General features: G+C 75.6%; 3 protein-coding genes. 2 read left to right on the plus strand and 1 reads right to left on the minus strand.

The window, feature by feature from the left end; all coding sequences use genetic code 11:
• Positions 1-121 precede the first annotated feature (121 nt).
• Positions 122-1,456 carry an MmgE/PrpD family protein gene (locus Q1N79_RS12260; protein ID WP_300608476.1) on the minus strand — a complete coding sequence of 445 codons (1,335 nt, stop codon included), beginning with the start codon at positions 1,454-1,456 and terminating at the stop codon, positions 122-124.
• 128 nt (positions 1,457-1,584) lie between these two features.
• On the opposite strand from Q1N79_RS12260, the gene Q1N79_RS12265 reads away from it, so the two are divergent.
• Positions 1,585-2,505 (plus strand): TIGR03619 family F420-dependent LLM class oxidoreductase, encoded by a 921-nt coding sequence (locus Q1N79_RS12265; protein ID WP_300608478.1) that lies wholly within the window; start codon positions 1,585-1,587, stop codon positions 2,503-2,505.
• Positions 2,502-3,188 (plus strand): Gfo/Idh/MocA family oxidoreductase (locus Q1N79_RS12270; protein ID WP_300608480.1); only part of this gene is annotated, 687 nt, incomplete at its 3' end. The genes Q1N79_RS12265 and Q1N79_RS12270, both read left to right, overlap by 4 nt.

A 3,188-nucleotide genomic window follows, 5' to 3' on the forward strand; every position in this document is an offset into this window, starting at 1 on the left:
CGGCGCACGACGTCGCTGTTCATGCCACGGGTGACGGCGCCGCCGAACAATTCGAGGTCCCCGTCGGCCTGTTCGGTGGCGGCGGCGCGCGCGGCCAGGGCGAGGATGTCGTCGGTGGTCGTCATGACGGCTCCGGTCGCAGCGCGGCGAACAGTTCGGACAGGCCGGGCGCGTCAGGGATGGCGTCGACAGCGCCCTGGATGCGGTCCGCCGCGGACTCGCCGAGCACCGGGGCGACCAGCGCCGCCACCTTGGCGAGCAGCTCCTCGTCGGTGAGCGGCCGGGCGATGCTCCCCCGCGTGTGGTCCACCCGCAGCTCCACCGGGCCGGCGGAGCGCAGCTCGATCCGCAGCACGGCCGCGTCACGCGGGACGGCGGGATCGGGGTCGAGCGTGATCAGGCCGCGCAGCCTGGCCACCTCGGGCGCCGCCGCCGCCTCGTCGCTGAACTCCGCCAGCCCGGCCCGGCCGTACGCCAGCCCCACCGCCACGCCGTGCCGGGCGCTGAACCGGGACCGCAGGCCGTCTGCTGGCTGCGTCAGGCCCATGAGCTCGGGGACCAGGGGGTTGCAGCGCAGGGATATCGCGGTGACGTCGGCCGGGTCGAGCCGCGCGGAGGCGGCGATCGCCGCGTCCATCGCCGGGTGCGCCACCACGCCGCACGGATATGTCTTGAACGTGTTCAGTTCCAGTTCCCAGCCCCCGTGGTCGAGGGACGTGCCGAGCGCGTCGCGGTTCACCCCGGCGGCCAGCACCTGCAGGACACCGTCCGGTCCCAGCGGGTCCGCGGGCCCGGCCAGCCCCGCGGCCGCCAGCCGCGCGGCGAGGATGCCGTTCGCCGCCGCCTTGCCCGCGTGCAGCGGCTTGGTCATCGAGCCGAACGCCTCGCGGTGCCCGGCGGTCATCGTGGCGGCCAGCGACAGCGCGCGCGCCCCGGCTGCCGCGTCCAGGCCGAGCAGCGCGCACGCCGCCATGGCCGCGCCGAAGACGCCGGCCGTCCCCGTGATGTGCCAGCCGTGATCGTAGTGGGCCGGCGAGATCGCGTTGCCGATCCGCAGCTGGGCCTCGCAGCCGACCGCGAACGCCGCCAGGAACGCCGCGCCCGACGGCGCCGTCTCCGGCGCGAGCGCGAGCACGGTCGCGAGCGTGGACGCGCCGGGATGGATCACCGTCGCCAGGTGCGTGTCGTCGTAGTCGTCCAGGTGGGCGGCGGTGCCGGTCACCAGCGCGCCCCAGTACGGGTCGAGCCCGTACCCGAGACCCGGGACTGGGACGGCGCCCGCGCTGCCCTGTTCGGCCGCGGCGCGCAGCAGCACGGCCACGGTCGGCGACGTGACGGCGGAGACGGCCGTCCCGATGACGTTGAGCAAGGTGCGGCGGGCCGCACGGCACGGGCCCGGGGGCAGTGGCCTGGCCGTCGCGCCCAGCATCCCCGCGCAGAAGTCCGCTGTTGACATGGGCCAACGGTAAGGGAGCGGGGTGAGTTTGGGGAGACGGGCGGGATCGTTCGGGATAAAGGGAGGCGGAAACGGCACCGGCGGGGGAGCGTGAGCGCGGTCCCCGGCCCGCGGTTATGGTCTTGATCATGGACATCGGATTCGGGGCGCCGGTGGCCGGCGCGTGGGCGACCCCCCGCAACCTGACGGAGTTCGCGCGGCGCGCCGAGCGGCTCGGCTACCGGTCGCTGTGGACGTTCCAGCGGCTTCTTGTGCCGAGGGAGTCGGGGATGGCGCCCGTCTACCACAGCGTGCTCGATCCCATGGTCGCGCTCGGGTACACCGCCGCCGTGACATCCTCGATCCGGCTGGGCGTGGCGGTCGTCAACCACCCGTTCGTGTCGCCGCTGCTGCTCGCGAAGCAGGCGGCCACCGTGGACGTGCTCTCGGGCGGGCGGCTCGACCTGGGCATCGGGCTCGGCTGGCTGCCCGCGGAATTCACCGGATCGGGCGCGCCGATGGCGCGGCGGGGCGCGCGGACGCAGGAGTACCTGGCCGCGCTGCGCGCGCTGTGGGCGGGCGAGAGCGGTTTCCAGGGATCCTTCTACGAGATCCCGCCGGGACGCCAGGACCCGCTCCCGGTGCAGCGGCCGGGGCCGCCGGTCCTGCTCGGCGGCATGTCGCGGCCGGCGATGGAGCGGGCCGGGCGGATCGCCGACGGCTGGGTCACCGCGAGCACCGCCGACCTGTCGGTGATCGCCGAGGCCGCGAAGATCGTCCAGGAGACCGCGGCGGCCGCCGGGCGCGGGCCGGTGCGGATCGTCTGCCGGGGGGTGGTGCGCGCCGGGAGGCCGGTGACGTCGCCTGCCACCGGCGAGCGCGTGCTGCTGTCGGGCAGCTTCGAGCAGATCCGCGAGGACACCGCGTGGCTGGACAGCTGCGGTGTCACCGAGGTGTTCTACGACGTGAACTGGGACCCGCTGGTCGGCGACCCGGCGGCCGATGAGGGCCGCGCGGTGCTGCGGGCCAGCGAGGTGCTCGAGGCGCTGGCTCCTGGCGGCCGGCGATGAGCGCGGCGGTCAGCGCGCAGGTTCGGATCGGGATCCTGGGCACCGCGCGGATCGCGGGGCGAGCCCTGCTCGCGCCGTCGGCGGCGGTGCCGTCGGTCGCGGTGGTGGCGGTCGCCGGGCGGGACGCGACGCGGGCTTCGGCGTTCGCGGCGCGGCACGGGATCCCGCGGGCGTACGGGTCGTATGAGGAACTGCTTGACTCCCCCGCCGTGGACGCCGTCTACGTGCCGCTGCCGAACGCCCTGCACGCGCGCTGGACGCTGCGCGCGCTGGCCGCGGGCAAGCACGTGCTGTGCGAGAAGCCGTTCGCCGCCAACGCCGCCGAGGCCGGCGAGGTGCTTGACGCCGCGCAGGCGTCGGGACTCGTGGTGATGGAGGGCATGCACTACCGGTACCACCCGCTGGTGCGGCGCCTGGTGGCGATGATCGGCGACGGCGCCATCGGCGCCGTGCGGCACGTGCAGGCCTGGACGAGCTGGCCGGTTGGCGACCCGGCCGACATCAGGTACGACTACGCGCTGGGCGGGGGCGCGCTGATGGACGGCGGGTGCTACGCGGTCGACTGCCTGCGGCTGGTGGGCGAGGCGAGCGGTGCGGGGCCGGGCGGATCGCGGACCGGCGGGGCCGACGGGCCTGGGGCGCTCGGGGCGCCCGGGGCGCCCTGGACGTCCGGGGCGCCCTGG

This window comes from Trebonia sp. (assembly GCF_030042015.1).
GTDB lineage: Bacteria > Actinomycetota > Actinomycetes > Streptosporangiales > Streptosporangiaceae > Trebonia.